We start from the raw sequence: 20,402 nt of genomic DNA, 5'->3' as shown, positions 1-20,402 counted from the left end.
AAATTAAACAAAATTTTTAAGTATTAAGTAGATATAATCTGTAAAAAATTATAAGGAGTCTACGATGGGTATGCCAGGTGGAGTAGAATGGATTTTAATTGCTTTAGTAGTGTTATTACTATTTGGAGGTAAAAAAATACCAGAACTAGCTAAAGGTTTAGGTAGTGGTATTAAAAACTTTAAAAAAGCAGTAAAAGATGATGAAAACGAAGAAGTTGCAAGCACTGATAAAGTTGATGAATTAGATAAAAAAAGTGAAGCTAAAAAAGAAGAGAAAAAAGAAGAATCTAAAACTGTATAAAAAAGAGATGATAGATTGCAAAAAATAGTTAAAAATTATATTGAAGAAGTATTAGAAAAAGATGTTGTACTTGAAAAACCAAAAGATATAACATTAGGACATTTTGCAACACCAGTTGCTTTTTCTTTAGCAAAAGAGTTGAAGAAATCTCCTATGATAATTGCAAATGAATTGGCTTCAAAGTTTGAAGAGAGTGAAATGTTTGAAAAAGTTGAAGCTGTGAAAGGTTTTATAAATTTTAAGCTTTCATCACTTTTTTTACAAAAACTTTGTGAAGAGTCATTATCTTTAGGTGAAAATTATGCAAAACAAGAGAATGCAAATGAGAAAATTCTTTTAGAGTATGTAAGTGCAAATCCTACAGGTCCTTTACATATTGGACATGCAAGAGGAGCAATTGCAGGTGATACACTAGCTAGAATTGGAAGACACTTAGGTTATGATATTACAACAGAGTATTATGTAAATGATGCTGGTGCTCAAATGGATCTATTAGGTCTATCTTTAGCCCTAGCGGGAAAAGAGTCAATCTTAAAACAAGAAGTTGAGTATCCAGAAAAATATTATAGGGGCGATTATCTTTTTGATATTGCACAAGATGTTGAAAAAGAGTTTGGAACAGATATTTTTAATGATGAATCAAGATATTCAGAACTTGCAGATTTTGCAAAAAATAAGGTTTTGGAAATTATTAAAAAAGACATGGCTGATATAGGAATTGAGTTTGATAACTATGTTAGTGAGAAATCTTTGTATTCGTCTTGGGAAAAAACAAAAGAGGTTTTAGAAAAAAATGGCTCTTTATATGAAAAAGATGAAAAGATTTGGATTAAATCAACACAGTTTGGAGATGATGTAGATAGAGTTGTTGTAAGAGATAATAAAATACCTACTTATCTTGCTGGAGATATTATCTATCATAAAAATAAATATGATAGAGCATATGATAGATATATAAATATTTGGGGTGCAGATCACCATGGATATATTACAAGAGTTAAGGCTGCAATTGAGTTTTTAGGAAATGATTCTTCAAAACTTGAAGTGCTTTTATCTCAAATGGTTCAGTTGCTTAAAGGTGGAGAACCATATAAAATGAGTAAAAGAGCAGGAAATGTAATTTTGATGAGTGATATATCACAAGAGATTGGTTCTGATGCTTTAAGATTTGTATTTTTAACTAAAAAAAGTGATACTCACTTAGAGTTTGATTTAGATATCTTAAAAAATCAAGATAGTTCAAATCCCGTTTTTTATATTAATTATGCATATGCTAGAATAAATCAAGTTTTTAAAAAAGCAAATTTAACTTTTGATGATGTAGTAGGTGAAAGTTTTGATGGATTAAACCAAGATGCTATAAATTTAGTATATGAATCACTTCTTTTACCATCAATTTTACAAGAAGCATTTCTTAAAAGAGATATGCAAAAAGTAACAGATTATTTAAACTCTATTGCTTCATCTGTACATAAGTTTTATAATGATTATAAAATTATTGATTCAGAAGAACAAAATAAATATCTAAAGGTATTAAGTTTAGTAGCACTTACAATAAAAGTTACTTTAAATCTTTTAGGAATAAAGGCGAAGGAGATTATGTAATGAAATGGTTTATTTTAATTTTCATAGTTATCGTGGGATATGCAATACTTACAGGTAATATGGGTGGTGCCAAGCATGCTGCTGGAAATTATAATAGACTTCTTACAGGACAAGAGTAGCAAAGAGTATTTACTCTTTGCTTTGTTTTAACTCTTCTAAGAACTCTTCTAAATTATATTTTTCTCTATGAGATTCACTCATAAGATGAATAAATGCATCACCTAAATCAATAATAGTCCAATCATCATCTTCATCAACTCTTAGAAACTCTTCACCATCAGGTTTTAATTCTGTTTTTAAGTAATTTAATAAAGAAAAAGCATGCTTTGAGTTTAATGTAGTTGCAATAACTACATAATCAACTATGTAATCTTTTTGTGATAAATCTAAAACTTCAATGTTTTCTGCTTTCTTTTCATCAAGAATATCTCTTATTTTTTCAATCGTTTTGTTCAATTTAATTGCCTTTTTTGTTGGTTTTAAATAATGTTTTTACATCATTTTGTATTTTTTTTGGGATAAATTTTAAGTCGATATTGTTTCTTAAATTAGTGGAACTAATATCAATATCTATGTTTAAAGTTTTTATACTATCTAAATTTTCATTTAAAAAGCCAATTCTTTTTGCAAGAACGAATTCTACGTCTTTTTTTAATAGATCTATTTTATACCATTTTTCTAAACTTTTAAAATTATCACTTCCAATAATCAAATATATTTTTGATAAATCATGATATTTTTTTAAGTATGAAATTGTTTCATACGAAGGAACTTTTCTATTTTGTTTAATTTCAAAATCACAAATTTCTATTTTCTCTTCATTTTTAAAAAGTTTTTTTAATAGCATAAATCTACTTTTTGGTTCTAAATGAAAATCAGCCTTAAAAGGATTTAAATATGTTGGCACAATAAAAAGTTTATCAATATCAAGCTTTTCTAATGCTTCAAAAACAATTTTTTCATGTGCAATATGAGGTGGATCAAAGCTACCTCCAAATACTGCTATACGCACTCTTTTTATCCTTTTCGTATATAATTAAATAATATTATAGCAATTTTTGGATAAAATATCTAAAATTTACAAATAAATATAAAGGTATAGTATGGCTGTAAAAGTTGCAATAAATGGTTTTGGTAGAATTGGAAGATGTGTTGCAAGAATTATTGCTAATAGAGATGATGTTGAACTAGTAGCAATAAACGATACTGCAACACCTGAAATGTTAGAATATATTACAAAATATGATACTGTTCATGGAACATTTGACGGTGAAGTAAAAGTAGAAAATGATTATTTAATAATGGGAAATGTTAAGGCAAAATTGTACTCAACAAGAGATGCAAGTGAATTGACATTTACAAAAGAGTGTGGTGCAGAAGTTATTTTAGAGTGTACAGGTGCTTATCTTACTCAAGAAAAATGCCAAATACATTTAGATAATGGAGCTAAAAAAGTTGTAATGTCTGCTCCTGCAAAAGATGATACTCCAACTTTTGTAATGGGTGTAAATGAAGATAAATACAAAGGTGAAGCAATTGTTTCAAATGCATCTTGTACAACAAATTGTTTAGGTCCTGTTGCAAAAGTACTTGATGATGCATTTGGTATTGAAAAAGGATTAATGACAACAATTCATTCATATACAAATGACCAAAATATTCTTGATGTTAAACATAAAAAAGATAAAAGAAGATCAAGAGCAGGGGCTCTTAATATGATTCCAACTACAACAGGTGCTGCAAAAGCTATGAAACTTGTTATGCCACAACTTGATGGGAAACTACATGGTCAAAGTGTTAGAGTTCCAACTCCAAATGTTTCAATGGTTGATGTAAACTTAGTAGTTAGTAAAAAAACTACAAAAGAAGAAGTAAATGCACTATTTGAATCAAAAGCAAAAGAGCTTGCAGGAATTATTGCAGTTGATAATGAGATGATGGTTTCAAGTGATTTAGTTGGAAATACTAACTCTACAATAATTGCAAGTGATTTAACACAAGTAATTGGTGAAGATATGATTAAAGTTATGACTTGGTATGACAACGAGTGGGGTTACTCTTCAAGACTTATTGATATGGCTATTTTTGTAGCTAATAAATAAGGAACTCAATGAATTTACAAGAGATTAAAAATATAGATATTTCAGGAAAGAAAGTATTTATTAGATGTGATTTTAATGTACCAACTGATGAATATAATAATATTACAGATGATAGAAGAATTAGAAGTGCTTTAAATACAATAAGATATTGTATTGATAATGATTGTTCTGTTATTTTAGCTTCACATTTTGGTAGACCTAAAAATGGTTTTGAGGAAAAATACTCTTTAAAACCAATAGCAAAAAGATTGCATACCTTATTAAAACAAGATATTAAAATGGCACAAGATGTAATTGGTCAAGAGACTTTAAAAATGGCTAATGAACTAAAAAGTGGTGAAATTTTATTACTTGAAAATATGAGATTTGAAGCTGGTGAAACAAAAAATGATGAACATTTAAGTAAAACATTAGCCTCAATGGCAGATATTTATATAAATGATGCTTTTGGAGTTTCTCATAGAGCTCATGCTTCTGTTGAGGGTATATCAAAATATTTTGATATAAATCATAAAGCAGCAGGTTTTTTACTTGCAAAAGAGATTAGATTTTTTTATCATATAGTAAATGAACCTAAACGACCTTTTGTTTCAATAGTTGGTGGTTCTAAAGTTTCAGGAAAATTAGAAGCACTTTATAATCTTGTTCCTAAAGTTGATAAGATTATTATTGGTGGAGGAATGGCATTTACATTTTTAAAAGCCTTAGGTTATGAAGTTGGAAACTCTTTGGTTGAAGATGATTTAATTTTAGAAGCTACTAAAATAATGGAACAAGCAAAAGAGTTGGGAGTTAAATTCTATCTTCCTGTGGATGTAGTTGTGGCTGAGTCTTTTGATGAAGAGTCTTTTGCAAAAGCAACAACAGTTCAAGAAATACCTAAAAACTGGATGGGTCTTGATATAGGACCAGCAACTGCATTACTTTTTTCACAAGCACTTGAAGATGCGCATACAATTTTATGGAATGGACCAATGGGTGTTTATGAAATGGATAAATTTGCAAAGGGAAGTGCGAAAATTTCTCATGCAGTAGCAAGTTCATATGCAACAACTGTAGTTGGTGGTGGAGATACTGCTGATTTAGTTAGAGTTACAGGTGATGAAGATGATATGACATTTATAAGTACAGGTGGTGGAGCATCTTTGGAGTTAATTGAAGGAAAAATTCTTCCAGGTGTAAAAGCACTGGTAATTGAAGGTTAAAAATGGTAATTATTGCATCAAATTTTAAAACTAACCATACAAGGCAATCAACAAAAGAGTTTATATCTTTTGTAAATGATTATTTGACAAAAAATAGTATCAAAAATGAAATAATTGTTTTCCCAACAGCTACAAGTCTTGATACTTTTAATACAGTACCAAACCTAATGCTTGGAACACAAAATGCATATGCAACAATAAAAGGTTCTTTTACAGGTGAAATTGGAACATCTCAATTAGATGAGTTTGGTATTAAGACAATTTTAATTGGACATAGTGAAAGAAGACATATTTTAGGTGAAACACAAGAGCAAATAGCTCAAAAATTTAATTTTTATAAAGAGCTTGGGTATAAAATTATATATTGTATAGGAGAGCCTTTAGAAGTAAAAGAGCAAGGCTTAGAAAAGACTTTAGAGTATATATATGAACAATTTGTAGGAATTGATACAAATTATGAGAATCTAATTTTAGCATATGAACCAGTTTGGGCTATAGGAACAGGAGTTACTGCTACAAGTGATGATATTGTTAATGTACACAATGCTATTAAAGAGAAAATTTCTAAACCTTTACTTTATGGTGGAAGCGTAAAAGTAGATAATGTAAAAGAGATTTGCTCTTTAAATAATGTTGATGGTGCATTAATTGGAACTGCTTCTTGGAATAAAGAAGATTTTATTGAAATTATAGAAAAAACAAAGGATATTTAGATGATTATGAAGGGTAAAAAAGGTGTTATTTTAGGGGTTGCAAATAATAAATCAATTGCATATGGTATTGCAAAAGCTTGTGCTGAACAAGGTGCGCAAATTGCTTTTACATATTTAAATGATTCACTAAAAAAAAGAGTTGAACCAATTGCTGCTGAGTTTGGAAGTTCTGATTATGTGTATCCTTGTGATGTTAGTAAACCAGAAGAGATTAAAGCTTTAAAAGAGTCACTTGAAAAAGATATGGGAAAAATTGATTTTATTGTTCACTCAATTGCATTTGCACCAAAAGAGGGACTTTCAGGAAGATTTTATGATATTTCTAAAGAGGCGTTTGATATTGCTATGGATATATCTGTTTATTCATTAATTGAAGTAGTAAGAGAGTTAAAACCACTTTTAAGTGAAAACTCTTCAGTACTTACATTAACTTATTATGGTGGAGCTAAGTATATTCCAAACTATAATTTAATGGGTATTGCAAAAGCAGCTTTAGAAATGACTACAAAATATTTAGCTGAAGATTTAGGTAAAGATGGAACAAGAGTAAATGCAATTAGTGCAGGTCCTATTAAAACTTTAGCAGCTGCTGGAATTGGAGATTTTAGATTTATGCTTAAATGGAATGAGGCACACTCACCATTAAAGAAAAATGTAACAACTAGTGAAGTTGGAAACTCTGGAATGTATCTACTTTCTGATTTAAGTAGTGCAGTAACAGGAGAGATTCATTATGTTGATTGTGGATATAATCTAATGGGAATGCCAGCTGTTAACTTTGATGAAAATGGTAGACCTTCAATTGCTTGGAACGGTACTGATAAATAGTATTTTTTAAAATATTAGCTTAGATTTTTACTAAAAGTAAATTTCTAAGCTAAGCTTTTCATTGCTTTTTATTTAAAAAAAGAAGTTTTTATTTAGAATTTATCGAAGTTTTAAATTGAAATTTTATGAATTATAGGGAAAAGAATGAGTATTAATTTTAAAGAGTTAGCTAAAAAATATCAAACACCATATTATGTTTATGATTTTGATCACATAGCAAAACAGTATAATGAACTTAAAAGTGCATTTAAAGCAAGAAAGTCACTAGTTGCATATGCAGTAAAAGCAAATTCAAACTTAAGTGTTATTAAGCATTTAGCAAGTTTAGGTGCAGGTGCTGATTGTGTATCAATAGGAGAAGTAAAAAGAGCCTTAAAAGTAGGAATACCTGCTTATAAAATAATTTTTTCTGGAGTAGGAAAGATTGATAGTGAAATTAAAGAGGCTTTAACTTTAGGTATTTTGATGATAAATGTTGAAAGTGATGCGGAGCTTAATAGGGTTGAGCAAATAGCAAAAGAGCTTGATGTTGTTGCAAGAATATCTGTAAGAGTAAATCCAAATATTGACCCACAAACACATCCATACATATCAACTGGATTACATGAGAATAAATTTGGGGTAGATATAGACACAGCAAAAAGAATGTATATTCAATGTAAAAATTCAGAATATCTAGAACCAAGAGGTATTCATTTACATATAGGTTCACAATTAACACAATTAGAGCCAATTAAAGAGTCTGTAAAAATTGTTTCAGATTTAGTTAAAAATCTTGCTGCTATTAAAATTGAATTATCTTTTTTTGATGTTGGCGGTGGTTTAGGTATTATTTATGATGATGAGAAACTTATAGATACAAATGAGTATGCACAATCAATATTAGAGTGTTTATTTGGTTTAGATATTACAGTAGTTTGTGAACCAGGAAGATTCTTAGTTGGAAATTCAGGTGTTTTTGTTACTAAAGTTTTATATGAAAAAGTAAATGGTAATAAAAGATTTGTAATAGTTGATGGAGCTATGAATGATTTGTTAAGACCAAGTTTGTATAATGCTTACCATAAAGTTGAAGTTTTAAATGATAATCAAGAGTTTAGCGATTGCAATTTAGTAGGTCCTGTTTGTGAAAGTGGTGATTTTTTTGCAAAAGATATAGAACTTCCAAAAACACAACATGATGACTTAGTTGCTATTTATAGTGCAGGAGCTTATTGCTTTACAATGGCAAGTAATTATAATACAAGAGCTAAAGTTGCTGAAATAGCCTATGAAGATGGAAAAGATAGATTAATTAGAAAAAGAGAGACTTTTGAAGATATAATCGCACTTGAAGAGGAATATATAAAATAAAATGTTTTTCATAGATGTTCAAGGTACTTTAATTGATGATATAAATAAAAAACCAATTGCAGGTTCAATAGAGTTTATAAATTATCTAAATGAGAATAATATACCTTATGTTGTAATTACAAACAACACAAAAAAATTAAGTAAAGAGTTTTTGCAGTTTTTAAAAGATTTAGGATTTAATATAAAAGAAAAAAATTATATTGATCCTTTTGTTATTTTAAAAGATGTTGCAAAAAAGAGAAAAGTTGCAGCTTTTGGACAAGATAGTTTTCCAAAGGTTCTAACACAAATGGAATATGAACTTGAATATGATAATCCAGAAACATTAATTGTATCAATAAAAAAAGAGTATACAAATGAAGATTACTCTAAAATGATTGAGTGTGCTTTAAAAACTGATGATTTAATTGGAATGCATGAAACATCTATTTATTCAAAAGATGGATCAAGATATCCAGGTGTTGGTGCAATTATGAGTATGATTAAATTTGCTGTAAATAAAGATTATAAAGTTGTTGGAAAACCAAGTTTTAATTTTTATAATGAAGCTAGAAAACTACTCAATTGTGATAACTTTGATAAAATTACTATAATAAGTGATGATATGATGGGTGATTTGCTTGGAGCTAAAAAGCTTGGAATGAAAGCAGTATTAGTTTTAAGTGGTAAGATTAAAGATGCAAATGAAGTTTTACCTACACTAAAACAAGAAGAAAAACCTGATAATATTTGTAAAGACATGAGTGAAGTTTTAGCACTTTTAAAAGGGAGAAATTTATGAGTGAGAAGGGATTAGAAGAGTTAAGAAATAAGCTTGATAGTATTGATAATGAACTACTAGATTTAATTAATAAAAGAATGGATATAGTTCATCAAGTTGGAGTTTTAAAAGCTAATAGTGGGGGTTCTATTTATAGACCTGAAAGAGAAAGAGCTATTATTGATAGACTTGATAAGATTAATACAGGAAAACTAAATAGAAGAGCAATAGAAGCACTTTTTTTAGAAGTATTTGCAATCTCAAGAAATTTTGAATTACCTGAAAATGTAGCTTTTTTAGGACCTGCTGGAAGTTTTACACATCAAGCTGCTGAGACTAGATTTGGTGCTATGAGTTCATATTTACCAATTGCTTCAATAAAAGGTGTATTTAGAGAAGTTTATACAAAAAAAGCAAAGTTTGGTGTTATTCCAATAGAAAATTCATCAAATGGAATTGTAAGTGATACTATAAACTGTTTAACAAAATATGATTTAAAAATTATTGCTGAGGTTATATTAGATATTCATCATACTTTAGCCACAACATGTGATAAAGTTAAAGATATTAAAAAGATTTATTCAAAAGATATTGCCTTTGAACAGTGTAGAAAATTTTTAGAAAATGTTGGTCTTGATGAGGTTGAGCTTATTCCTGTTGAATCAACAACAAAAGCAGTACAATATGCATTAAAAGAAAAAGGAAGTGCTGCTATTTGTTCTCATGTTGGCGCAAAGATGTATAATCTTCCAATACTATTTGAGAATATTGAAGATAAAGATAATAATAGAACAAGATTTTTTATTGTTAGTGATTTTGAAAATGCAAGAAGTGGAAAAGATAAAACATCAGTTTTAGTGAAACTTCCAAATAAAAGTGGTGCATTAGTTGAGTTTTTAACTGATTTTAATGAGGCTAAAATAAATCTTACTAAAATAAAATCACATATAGTAGAGGGTGATTCAATCTTTTTTATTGATTTTGATGGTCATAAAGATGATGAACATATACAAAAAATATTTACAAAACATAAAGATAGTATAAAATTTTTAGGATCTTATGTAAAAGAAGCAGATGATATCTAATAAAAAAATTTAGTTTTTTTTAAAACTAAAGTGTTAAAATCGAAGTTTATAATTAGGAAGAAAAATGCAATTTAATAAAGTTTTAGATGATGTAAAAATATATGAAGCTGGTAAACCAATTGAGCTTGTAATAAGAGAGTATGGAGTAGATGAAAAAGATATAATAAAACTTGCATCAAATGAGAATCCATATGGAACTTCACCAAAAGTTACAAAAAAGATTCAAGAGATTGCAAAAAATATGTTTATGTATCCAGATGACTCGATGTTTGAACTAAAAGAGGCTTTAGCAAGTAAGTTTAAAGTTGAAAGTTCTAATATAATTATTGGTTCAGGAAGTGATCAAATACTAGAGTTTGCAATTCATGCAAAGTGTGATGAAAACTCAAAACTTCTTATGAGCAATGTAACTTTTGCAATGTATGAAATATATGGTAAACAAACAGGTGCTAAGGTTATTAGAACAGAAGATGATGAGCATAATTTAGATCAATTTAGAAAACTTTATAAAGAGCATAAACCTGATATGGTATTTTTATGTTTACCTAACAATCCTTTAGGAGAGTGTTTAAATACAAAAGATGTTTACTCATTTTTAGAAGAAGTAGATGAAAAAACCTTAGTGGTTGTTGATGGAGCTTATCATGAGTACGCAGCTTTTAAAGATGAAAATAAAACAATAGTAGTTGATGAACTTATTTCAAGATTTCCAAATGTAATTTATCTTGGAACATTTTCAAAAGCTTATGCTTTAGGTGGTATGAGAGTTGGATATGGTATTGCAAAAAAAGAGATTATTCAAAATCTTTATAAATTAAGACCTCCTTTTAATATTACTACACTATCTTTAGCAGCAGCAATAGAAGCTTTAAAAGATGAAGAGTTTGTAACTGATTGTATAAGAAAAAACTTTGAGCAGATGAAAAGATATGAAGATTATGCAAAAACTAAAGGTTTTTCTTTTATTGAAAGTTATACAAATTTTATAACTATTAAATTTGATAATATCTATAACTCTTCAGAAGTTGCACAAAATTTACTTCAAGAGGGTATAATTGTTCGAGATTTAAAAAGTTATAATCTTAATGCAATAAGAATTACTATTGGAAGTGATGAACAAAATACAAGAGTATTAAAAGTATTGGATGAAGTATTAAAAAATTTAAAATAGAAGATTTTGTTATGAATGTAAAGAGTAGAGATTTAGGCGAATTAGAAGAACTTTGTACTCAAATTAGAGAACGAATTATTGATGTAGTATCCAGAAATGGAGGACATTTTAGTTCAACATTAGGTGCAGTTGAATTAACAGTTGCAATGCACAAAGTTTTTGATGTCCAAAGTGATCCATTTATTTTTGATGTTTCTCATCAATGTTATCCCCATAAGCTTTTGACAAATAGATGGGAAGAGTTTGAAACAATTAGACAATTTGGTGGATTAAGTGGATTTACAAAACCTAAAGAGAGTAGTGCTGATTATTTTGTAGCAGGACATAGTTCTACTTCTATTTCTTTAGCAGTAGGTGCAGCAAAAGCTATTAAAATCAATGATGAACAAAGAGTTCCTGTTGTTATGATAGGTGATGGTTCTATGACAGCAGGAATGGTTTATGAAGCATTGAATGAATTGGGAGATATTAAACTTCCAGTTATAATAATTCTTAATGACAATGAAATGAGTATAGCCAAACCAATTGGATCAATTTCAAAATATCTAAGTAAAATTTTAGCAGGAAAATTTTATCAAAAACTTAGAGATAGAATAGACAAAAGCATTATACAAAAGCTACCAGAGGGTGCTAATTATATTGCTAAAAAGATTGAAGAAAGTATAAAACTTATTACTCCTGGTGTGATTTTTGAAGAGATGGGTATTGATTATATTGGACCAATTGATGGTCATAATCTTGAAGAGATAATAGATACTTTACAAATAGCAAAAGATCTTAAAAAACCAGTTATTGTTCATGCTAAAACAGTAAAAGGGAAAGGTTATGCTATTGCAGAGGGTCAAAATGAAAAATGGCATGGAGTTGGACCTTTTGATGTAAAAACAGGAGAGTTTAAGAAAAAAGCAGGAGCAAAATCTGCAACAGCTGTATATGCTGATGCTTTAAGTGCTTTAGCAAATGAACATGATGATGTAGTTGGAGTAACAGCTGCAATGCCTAGTGGAACAGGTATAGATAGATTAATGAAAGAGCATCCAAATAGATTTTGGGATATTGCAATTGCAGAACAACATGCAGTAACTTCAATGGCAGCTATGGCAAAAGAGGGCTTTAAACCATATATTACTATATATTCTACTTTCTTACAAAGAGCATTTGATCAAATAATTCATGATGTATGTATTATGGGATTACCTGTTGTTTTTGCAATTGATAGAGCAGGAATTGTAGGAAATGATGGAGAAACACACCAAGGTGCTTTTGATATTTCATATTTGAGATTTTTACCAAATATGATTCTTTTTGCACCAAGAGATAATCAATCTTTACATCAAGCAATTGATTTTTCATATACCTTAGGTAAACCCTGTGCTATTAGATACCCAAGGGGTGCATTTAAAGAGCTTGGATATGAATCAACACAGTTTGAGCTTGGAAAAGCTCAACTTTTAAAAGAAGGAACTTCAAATAAGCTATTTATTGGATATGGAGCTGGAGTTTCAAGAGCTTGTGAAACAGAAAAACTACATGAAGAAGATATTGCTATTTTAGATTTGAGATTTGTAAAACCACTTGATGAAAAAATGCTAAGTACTCTTGCTTCAAAATATGATAAATGGTATGTTTTTAGTGATTCTCAAAAGCAAGGTGGAGTTGCAAGTGCAATTTTAGAGTATGTAAATGAAGCAAAACTATGTGTAAATATTACCTCTTTTGAGTATGAAGATCACTTTATTGTCCATGGTGAAACTTCTAAAGTTGAAGAGAGTTTAGAATTAACTGCAAAGCAATTAGTAGAGAAAATATAAAATTTTTTCTACTTTTTTATTATTTTTAAAGAAAACATAATTTTTTTTGGTTAGAATACGCGCGAAACTATAAATTACAAAATTTATATCCTTAAATAAAATCTTCTAAAGATACTACTTAAATTTTAAATACTTTCAAAATTTATTCTATTTTAATATAAGTGATTTTAAATATATTAATTTTTGTATTTTATCAAATTTCACAATAAATTATAAAGGGTAAATTGTGGATGTAAATAGACAAAATCTACAAAACACAGAAAAAATAGATAAAATAACTTTGCTTTTTAGTACGCTATTTTTAGTATCATTTGTTTTAATATCATTTATTGATGCTAAGCTTTTATCAACATTAGTAAATAATGGATTTGCTTGGTCTTCAAAAGTCTTTGGAGCTTATTGGCAAGTTTTATTACTTTTGACTTTTCTAATTGGCGTATACCTAGCTTTTTCAAAAACAGGAAGTGTGATTTTAGGAAAGTTAAATAAACCAGAGATGAGTACATTTCAATGGATAGCAATAATACTTTGTACACTTTTAGCAGGAGGAGGTGTCTTTTGGGCAGCAGGCGAACCTATTGCTCACTTTATAACACCACCTCCAATTTTTGAACAAACCGATTCAAATTTTCAAAAAGCTATTAATGCACTATCTCAATCTTTTGTACATTGGGGATTTTTAGCTTGGGCAATATTAGGAACATTAACCTCAATTGTATTGATGTATTTACATTATGAAAAAGGTCTGCCTTTAAAACCTAGAACACTACTTTATTTTGTATTTAAAGAAAAAGTTATACATGGAAAGTTTGGTTCAATAGTAGATGGTTTTTGTATTATTGCAGTTGCTGCTGGAACAATAGGTCCAATAGGTTTTTTAGGTTTACAAATTTCATATTCACTACATGAATTATTTAATATACCAAATAGTTTTTTAACACAATCTAGTATTATTATATTTGCAATAATCATTTATACTTTATCTGCTCTTAGTGGACTTACAAAAGGTATTCAAATCCTTAGTAGATATAATGTATATTTAGCTCTTTTTTTAGTTGTATTTATAATCATTTTAGGTCCAACAAATTTTATTATTAATAGTTATATTCAAGGTGTTGGAAATATGCTTAATAATTTTATACCAATTGCAACATATAGAGCTGATACTTCATGGCTTGGTTGGTGGACAGTTTTCTTTTGGGGTTGGTTTATAGGTTATGGTCCAATGATGGCAATATTTATTGCAAGAATAAGTAGAGGAAGAAGTATAAAAGAGTTGATTTTAGCTGTATCTTTTATAGCACCACTTGTAACAATGTTTTGGTTTACAATTGTAGGAGGAGCTGGATTATCATATGAAATTGCAGAACCTGGAGTAATTAGTGAAGCATTTAAAGGCTTTAATTTACCAGCAGCACTTCTTGCTATTACGCAAAATCTTCCTTTTCCTTTAATTATTTCAATACTATTTTTAGTTTTAACTACTATTTTTATTATAACAACAGGGGACTCAATGACATATACTATGAGTGTAGTAGTAAGTGGAAGCACACATCCAAGTGCATATTTAAGAGTTTTTTGGGGAGTACTTATGGGAGTTTTAGCAATAATATTAATTTCTATTGGTTCAGGGGGAATAACAGCACTACAATCCTTTATTGTAATAACTGCTGTTCCTGTATCATTGATTCTTTTGCCATCTCTTTTTAACTCTATAACAGTAGCTAATAAAATGTATAAAGAACAAGGCTTAAGCTAAAAAGTCTTCATTTAGTGTCCATGAGGGAAGATACCTTTCAATTAGATGAAAATCTTCTCCCTCATGTTTTGTAAAAGTTAAATATTGATTTCTATTGTCAACTTTAAAAAGTTCATTTACAATAGCCATAAATCTCAAGGCTAACTCTCTTCTTTGTTCTATTGTTCTTCCATGCCTAATATCTAAACTCATTAAACATATATCATCACCTTTAACAGCTCTTCCAATACTAATATCATATTTGCCAACTTCATTTATTGAAATTGCAATATGACCTTTAGCTGTATCCATAACTTCTGAAAAAGCATCTTCTATTTTTAAAGTAAACTCTTCTTTTATATCATCTGATACTTTTTTGTTTATTTCAAATCTTAAATGAGGCATAATTTATCCTTTATAAAAATGGTCTTAATTTCTCTACACAAAGTCCCATAGCTGTTGATTCATATCCTTTAACACTTTTAATGTATGGTTTACAAAACCCCTCAACCATAATAGCTCCAGCTTTTCCCATACATTCACCTGAGTCTAAATACTCTTGAATATGCTTTTCATCAAACTTATTAAATTTATAAGTAGTTGAAGAGATATCAATAAGCTCAAGATTTAAAGATTTATAAATCATGCATGTTATTACAGTAGTACTATTTTGACTTTGTAAATTTAACATTCTTCTTGCATCATCAATACTCTTTGCTTTTCTTAAGAGCTCATTGTTGCAAGTAACAACACTATCAGCCACTAATAAAGGTAACTCTTTAACTGTATATTTTTTGTATAATTCATCAAATTTACCTTTAGTTGCTTCATAACAAAATGATTTAGGATTTGTTGTTGTTATACTATCTTCATCAAACTCTCCACCACTTTGAATAAAATCAATACCAAAGTTTTTCAAAATTAGTGCTCTTGTTGGTGAATTTGAACCAAGTCTTATCAAAATAATCCTTTTTTATTTTAATTATACTCAATTTGTATATAATATATTTTAAAATATTGATATAGGATTAAAAATGAATTTTATTATTATAGGTGCAGGTGGAGTTGGTTCTTTTTATGGAGTTAAATTACTTATGCAAGGACATAATGTAAAGTTTATAGCAAGAGGTGAAAATCTAAACTACTTAAAAAATAACAAATTAAAACTTACTCATCCAGATTTTATTTTCGAAGATTATTTAGATGTAATATCAATAGATGAATTAAAATTAGTTGATGTTAATAGTATAGATGCTGTATTTATTGCAACAAAATCTATGAGTACAAATGAAGTAAGTGAGAAATTATCATTATGGATAAAAAATGAAAATAAAATTCCATATTTTGTCTCTTTACAAAATGGGGTAGAAAATGAAGATAAGATGGAAAATTATTTACCAAAAGAGTTTATAATTGGAGGACTTACAAGATTAATTGCTGTTCATATAATAAAACAAGGTTTTGTTGAAGCAGTTGGAGAAGTGCAAACTATACTTGGAAGTATAAAGCCAACAAAACATTCACAAGAGTTTTTAGAAAAATTAAAAATAGAGCTTGACAATGCAAATACTACAACTATTTTAACTAATAATATAAAATTAGAATTATGGAAAAAATTGATTATAAATAATGGTGTAAATGCAATTTGTGCATTACTTGAAGAAAAATCAGGTACCTTAATAAATAAAAAAGATACTTCAATATTAGTTTACAATTTGATGAAAGAAGCTGGGCAAGCATCCCATGCTGTAAAAGTAAATATATCTGAAAGTGATGTTGATGAGATGTTTGAGCTTATGAAAAAATTTGAATCAATAGTTCCCTCAATGTGGGTAGATAAAAAAAATAATAGAGATTTAGAACTTGATGATATTTGTGGTGTAGTTATAAAAAATTGTGAAAAACAAGGTTTAGACGCACCTTATACTAGAACAATAGCGACAATTTTACACATGCAATATAGTAAATCAAGAGTAAAAAAATAGTTTTTTTATAAAATTGTTAAAAATTTTATAAAGAGGGTCAAAAGTCATACTAAAGTCATCTAAATTTATTATAATTCCGGCATAAGAAGTAAATGTGAAGTATATTTGTTACTACAAAATATATAAACATAGTGTAATTATTATAAACTTATTCTGGATTTTTCTCCCTCTCCATGATTTTTATTATCACATTTACTTCCTTATTCTTTTTATAACAACTTCAAATTAAAAAATTATTATGCATTATTAAATTCATTTTTAGCTATAGTATTGTCTTTCAGATTTTAAGGAAAGTTATGTACTTATTTTTTATTCTTCTTGGAAAAATTTTTCCTTTATACTTAAATATTATTATTGGTTATTTACTTGCTAAATATTTTAAAGTAAGAAGAGATATTATTGCATTTATATTAGTATATATTTTAGGTCCAATTGTGATATTTTTTGCAACCATGTCCATACAAATCAATATCCAAATAGCTTTTTTACCAATATTTATATTTTTATTTGGAAGTGCCATTGCTTTTTATATTCTTATTAGATATAAAAAATACTGGACTGATTCAAGTATTAATACTTTAGCTTTTACTTGTGGTACAGGAAATACAGGATACTTTGGAATTCCTTTAGCTATGATTTTACTAGAACCTCAAGTTGTAAATGTATTTATTTTTGTAACTTTGGCTTCTTTATTATATGAAAATACAGTTGGATTTTATGTTACTGCAAAAGGAAATTTTACAGCAATTGAATCTATAAAAAAAATACTAAGACTTCCTTTGGTTTATGCTTTTATTTTAGGAATTATATTAAATTTAAATGGAGTAAATACTCCAGATTTTGTAATCCCATATTTTGAAAATTTGAAATGGGCATATGGAATACTTGGAATGATGATGCTTGGTATGGGTTTAAAAGGTTTTAATTTAGAAGAAGATTTTGATAAGAAGTATATAAAAATAGCCTATTTGTATAAATTTGTATTTTGGCCTTTGGCTATGTTGATAATTATTTTTGCTGATAAAACATTTTTCAATTTTTTAAACGAAGATATTTATAAAGTCTTATTTTTAATGTCAATTGTACCTTTAGCAGGTAATACTGTAACTTTAGCTATTTTATTAAAAGCCAAACCCCAAAAAGCAAGTTTTACAGTACTTTTAAGTACTTTAATATCGGTTGTTTATATACCAGTGGTTTTGGCACTTTATGGAGGATTTTAAGATGAAAAAACTATATATATTTATATTTGTATCATTTTTTGTAAGTGGATGTTTAAGTTTTAATGTAAACAATATAAAATTACCAAGTAAAACTTTAGATTTAAAAAATAGTAAAACTACTGCTACTTTTCATCCTTGTGCAAATTTTTCATATATATCAAATGTAGATGATAAAGAGTATGGAAAACTATTTATTGAGTATATAAACTTAGATAGTAATTGTAAATGGAATGGTTTTGAAAGAGGTTTTTTTGAAGAGTTATTTAAACAAACACTAAAAATAAAAAGTATGAAAATTGTAGAGCAGTATGATTTTGATACTTATGAGTTTACTACTTACTTAATAAATGATAACTCTTATATAAATCTTATTTTTGTTTATGGTGCTAATAGTTCAAAATTTATCTTAGATTATGAGGGTAAACTTTCAAAAGAGTTAATAAGTAAATATAAACACTCTTATAAAAGTGAATATATAAATCAAAAAAGATTTTTAGAAAATTACGATAAAAGTTTGGTAAAAATGGCAAACTTTTACTCTTATTTTTCTAAAGAAAGTAATAGGTATTTGGATTAAATGAGTCTATTTTTTATATTATTATTGAAAATTACGCCTTTGTATATAAATATACTACTTGGCTATTTAAGTGTTAAAGTTTTAGAAGTGAAAAAAGAATCAATTGCAAAATTGATTATTTATATAATAACTCCTGTTGTAGTTTTTTCTTCAACTATTAGTGTAAAAATAGATTTCAGTTTGGCAATTATGCCAATCTTTTTTTATCTTTTTTGTTCTTTTACTGCAATTATTGTCTATAATATTTTTAAAAAGCATTGGAGTGATGCTACTTCAAATATTTTAGCTTTTAATGCAGGAACAGGAAATGCAGGCTATTTTGGTATTCCTTTGGCTGTTTTATTTTTTGAACCTCATATTGCAGATATTTATATTTTTGTTCAATTAGCATTTATTTTTTATGGAAATACAACAGGATTTTATATAACTGCAAAAAGTAATTTTACTGTTAGAGAATCATTAATAAAAGTTTTTAGATTGCCTGTTGTTTATGCTTTTATATTTGGACTTTTATGTAACTTATTTGGTGTAAAAATACCAGAAGAGTTATTTGTATATACTTCACAGTTTAAAGGAGTATATGGAATTTTGGGGATGATGATTTTAGGTATGGGATTAGTTGGTTTGAAAAAGAGTGAAGATTTAGATAAAAAATTTATTTTTTCACCTTAAATAATTTACTTATATATCGTATGTATAAAATGAAAAGATGTATACATTCTCCTTTCCTTTCATACGCCCCACCCAAAAAGTGGGTGGGGAATATAAATATGAAGGTGGAATATTGTTATGAATGAGATGCAAATATCTAAACAAGATGAATTTGGAAAAACGAGGATAGTTGAAATAACTGATAAACATTTGTATGAAGAAATTGTAAAAGAATTATATGATATCTACAAAAGAAAAAATCATGACTATGGAGACAGTTTTTCCATAGTATATAAAAAATTTGGACTTCAAAGCGCTGTAATAAGGTTATGGGATAAACTTTTAAGGTTAGAGACTCTACTTAATGCAGAAGCTCAAGTAGATGAAAGTATCGAAGACACACTTAAAGATATAGCAAACTATGCTATTTTAACATTAATGGAGCTTAAAAAATCGAATAAATCATATTTACAATTATGAACAGAGCCTGCCACGCCTCTGTTGCCCATACAAAGCATATTAGCTGTTTTGCTAGCGAATAGCAATATGCGGGCATTATGCGGACTAGGGCAGGACATTATATAAAATTTATTTTGCTCGTCTGCCAAGTGCAGAAGGGGCGGAGAAGTCGTCCTCACATATGAGGCCAACTTCGGACATAGGGGAATAACTTAACTGGGAGAGTGCTGGTTCAAAATCGTTGGTTGCGAGTTCGAGTCCCGCCTCCCCTGCCAGATGTGTAATTTTTGGTAATATAACTTTTACAACTGCCGTAATTCCCAACAGCGTTGGGAATATATAAGATGCAATGGCTTCCGTGTGTAGGAGGCAGTTTTGCGGGGTGTTTCTGCCCGACCAAAAAAACGCCCCAAATATATATGGGGTGCAAGGTATGCATAAATTTTCTTTAGAGAAAATACAAGAAGCACGTCAACGGCTATATAAATCTAGAAGTGACGGCAATGAAAAATATTATAGGCATTTGTTTATTAACCAATTTGAAATGCTTTCATGGCAATATGCACGATTTCTACAACAGGATTATAGCAATAACACAACGTTAAATGCGACTTGGTCAAAAACAGAAGATGAAGAAATAAAACGTATTGGATATGAAGCATCTTTCAAACGGAAATATGAATTGCAACCAAGAATTGACGAAATAACAAATAATTGATGCTAACATAACCTTTTGTAATTAATAATGGGGGATAAACATGGATAAAATAATTGAATTACTGACGCTTTATGATGATGAGCTTGGGCAAGTAAGAGTCATATCAAAAAATAATAA

At 28.3% G+C, this 20,402-nt stretch carries 22 protein-coding genes; 18 read left to right on the top strand and 4 right to left on the bottom strand.

The window, feature by feature from the left end:
• Positions 1-64: 64 nt before the first annotated feature.
• Complete coding sequence (tatA, locus tag ACTCCZ_RS11835; RefSeq protein WP_079579788.1) at positions 65-301, top strand: twin-arginine translocase TatA/TatE family subunit; 237 nt, start codon at positions 65-67, stop codon at positions 299-301.
• Between the two features lie 15 nt (positions 302-316).
• Entirely contained in the window at positions 317-1,906 is a 1,590-nt protein-coding gene (argS, locus tag ACTCCZ_RS11830) for an arginine--tRNA ligase (RefSeq protein WP_079579787.1), read from the top strand.
• 129 nt (positions 1,907-2,035) lie between these two features.
• Here the strand turns inward: argS and rsfS are convergent, their stop codons facing one another.
• On the bottom strand, positions 2,036-2,362 hold the full coding sequence (gene rsfS, locus ACTCCZ_RS11825; RefSeq protein ID WP_079579786.1) for a ribosome silencing factor: 327 nt from the start codon (positions 2,360-2,362) through the stop codon (positions 2,036-2,038).
• A gap of 1 nt (position 2,363) precedes the next feature.
• Positions 2,364-2,918: a nicotinate (nicotinamide) nucleotide adenylyltransferase gene (gene nadD, locus ACTCCZ_RS11820; protein ID WP_079579785.1), complete on the bottom strand. Its 555-nt coding sequence runs from the start codon at positions 2,916-2,918 to the stop codon at positions 2,364-2,366.
• Between the two features lie 91 nt (positions 2,919-3,009).
• Between nadD and gap the strand changes: the two genes are divergently transcribed.
• From gap to ACTCCZ_RS11770, 10 genes are all read left to right on the top strand, one after another.
• Positions 3,010-4,008: a type I glyceraldehyde-3-phosphate dehydrogenase gene (gap, locus tag ACTCCZ_RS11815; protein WP_079579784.1), complete on the top strand. Its 999-nt coding sequence runs from the start codon at positions 3,010-3,012 to the stop codon at positions 4,006-4,008.
• 8 nt (positions 4,009-4,016) lie between these two features.
• Entirely contained in the window at positions 4,017-5,213 is a 1,197-nt protein-coding gene (locus ACTCCZ_RS11810) for a phosphoglycerate kinase (RefSeq protein ID WP_079579783.1), read from the top strand.
• A 2-nt stretch (positions 5,214-5,215) separates the two neighbouring features.
• The gene (locus ACTCCZ_RS11805) at positions 5,216-5,926 is read left to right on the top strand and encodes a triose-phosphate isomerase (protein WP_079579782.1); all 711 of its coding nucleotides are present in this window, start codon (positions 5,216-5,218) and stop codon (positions 5,924-5,926) included.
• Complete coding sequence (gene fabI, locus ACTCCZ_RS11800; protein WP_079579781.1) at positions 5,927-6,754, top strand: enoyl-ACP reductase FabI; 828 nt, start codon at positions 5,927-5,929, stop codon at positions 6,752-6,754. It abuts the gene before it with no gap.
• Positions 6,755-6,898: 144 nt separating this feature from the next.
• Positions 6,899-8,107 (top strand): diaminopimelate decarboxylase, encoded by a 1,209-nt coding sequence (gene lysA / locus ACTCCZ_RS11795; protein ID WP_079579780.1) that lies wholly within the window; start codon positions 6,899-6,901, stop codon positions 8,105-8,107.
• Position 8,108: 1 nt separating this feature from the next.
• Positions 8,109-8,888: an HAD-IIA family hydrolase gene (locus ACTCCZ_RS11790; protein ID WP_079579779.1), complete on the top strand. Its 780-nt coding sequence runs from the start codon at positions 8,109-8,111 to the stop codon at positions 8,886-8,888.
• Entirely contained in the window at positions 8,885-9,952 is a 1,068-nt protein-coding gene (pheA, locus tag ACTCCZ_RS11785; RefSeq protein ID WP_079579778.1) for a prephenate dehydratase, read from the top strand. The genes ACTCCZ_RS11790 and pheA overlap by 4 nt, the downstream gene beginning before the upstream one ends.
• A 64-nt stretch (positions 9,953-10,016) precedes the next feature.
• Positions 10,017-11,123, top strand: coding sequence for a histidinol-phosphate transaminase (hisC, locus tag ACTCCZ_RS11780; protein WP_079579777.1), 1,107 nt, complete (start codon positions 10,017-10,019; stop codon positions 11,121-11,123).
• An 11-nt stretch (positions 11,124-11,134) separates the two neighbouring features.
• Positions 11,135-12,934 carry a 1-deoxy-D-xylulose-5-phosphate synthase gene (dxs, locus tag ACTCCZ_RS11775; RefSeq protein WP_079579776.1) on the top strand — a complete coding sequence of 600 codons (1,800 nt, stop codon included), beginning with the start codon at positions 11,135-11,137 and terminating at the stop codon, positions 12,932-12,934.
• A 226-nt stretch (positions 12,935-13,160) separates the two neighbouring features.
• The gene (locus ACTCCZ_RS11770) at positions 13,161-14,693 is read left to right on the top strand and encodes a BCCT family transporter (protein ID WP_196778283.1); all 1,533 of its coding nucleotides are present in this window, start codon (positions 13,161-13,163) and stop codon (positions 14,691-14,693) included.
• Here the strand turns inward: ACTCCZ_RS11770 and ACTCCZ_RS11765 are convergent.
• Positions 14,685-15,077, bottom strand: coding sequence for a tautomerase family protein (locus tag ACTCCZ_RS11765; protein WP_079579774.1), 393 nt, complete (start codon positions 15,075-15,077; stop codon positions 14,685-14,687). The two genes, ACTCCZ_RS11770 and ACTCCZ_RS11765, sit on opposite strands and share 9 nt — an antisense overlap.
• A 10-nt stretch (positions 15,078-15,087) precedes the next feature.
• A complete protein-coding gene (gene maf, locus ACTCCZ_RS11760; RefSeq protein ID WP_079579773.1) occupies positions 15,088-15,633 on the bottom strand; it encodes a septum formation inhibitor Maf in 546 nt (181 codons plus the stop codon).
• Between the two features lie 73 nt (positions 15,634-15,706).
• Between maf and ACTCCZ_RS11755 the strand changes: the two genes are divergently transcribed.
• The 6 genes from ACTCCZ_RS11755 (at position 15,707) to ACTCCZ_RS11730 (ending at position 20,285) form a co-directional block, all read left to right on the top strand.
• Positions 15,707-16,657, top strand: a complete 951-nt coding sequence (locus tag ACTCCZ_RS11755; RefSeq protein ID WP_079579772.1) for a ketopantoate reductase family protein — start codon at positions 15,707-15,709, stop codon at positions 16,655-16,657.
• Positions 16,658-16,953: 296 nt separating this feature from the next.
• Positions 16,954-17,880: an AEC family transporter gene (locus ACTCCZ_RS11750; RefSeq protein WP_079579771.1), complete on the top strand. Its 927-nt coding sequence runs from the start codon at positions 16,954-16,956 to the stop codon at positions 17,878-17,880.
• Position 17,881: 1 nt separating this feature from the next.
• Positions 17,882-18,457: a hypothetical protein gene (locus ACTCCZ_RS11745; protein ID WP_079579770.1), complete on the top strand. Its 576-nt coding sequence runs from the start codon at positions 17,882-17,884 to the stop codon at positions 18,455-18,457.
• Positions 18,458-19,129 (top strand): AEC family transporter, encoded by a 672-nt coding sequence (locus ACTCCZ_RS11740; protein WP_463187368.1) that lies wholly within the window; start codon positions 18,458-18,460, stop codon positions 19,127-19,129. It abuts the gene before it with no gap.
• Positions 19,130-19,246: 117 nt separating this feature from the next.
• The gene (locus tag ACTCCZ_RS11735) at positions 19,247-19,588 is read left to right on the top strand and encodes a DUF1599 domain-containing protein (RefSeq protein ID WP_463187367.1); all 342 of its coding nucleotides are present in this window, start codon (positions 19,247-19,249) and stop codon (positions 19,586-19,588) included.
• A 412-nt stretch (positions 19,589-20,000) separates the two neighbouring features.
• Positions 20,001-20,285 (top strand): hypothetical protein, encoded by a 285-nt coding sequence (locus tag ACTCCZ_RS11730; protein WP_143597704.1) that lies wholly within the window; start codon positions 20,001-20,003, stop codon positions 20,283-20,285.
• Positions 20,286-20,402: the final 117 nt, after the last annotated feature.

Source organism: Malaciobacter sp., from assembly GCF_055140965.1.
This window is presented reverse-complemented; position numbering and strand designations above follow the sequence as displayed.